The 263-nt window shown below is 50.2% G+C and carries 2 rRNA genes; both read right to left on the bottom strand.

The features are described from left to right. Positions 1-81: ribosomal RNA gene (gene rrf, locus KI379_RS33805) — 5S ribosomal RNA — on the bottom strand; the annotation flags it as partial. Positions 82-138: 57 nt separating this feature from the next. After that, a 23S ribosomal RNA gene (locus KI379_RS33810) occupies positions 139-263 on the bottom strand; the annotation flags it as partial.

Genomic DNA, 263 nt, shown 5'->3' on the forward strand with positions numbered 1-263 from the left:
CCAAGTACCATCGGCGCTGGAGGGCTTAACGGTCGTGTTCGGGATGGGTACGCGTGGAACCCCTCCGCTATCGCCACCAAACGTTCAAGTGTTTGATCACCTGAAAACTAGATACGAAACGAATCTGTGTTTTATATTTTGGATAAGCCCTCGACCGATTAGTATTGGTCAGCTCCATGCATTGCTGCACTTCCACCTCCAACCTATCTACCTCGTCGTCTACAAGGGGTCTTACATACTGGGAAATCTCATCTTGAGGGGGG

This window comes from Paenibacillus cineris (genome assembly GCF_018333335.1).
In the GTDB taxonomy this organism is placed as follows: domain Bacteria; phylum Bacillota; class Bacilli; order Paenibacillales; family Paenibacillaceae; genus Paenibacillus_AQ; species Paenibacillus_AQ favisporus.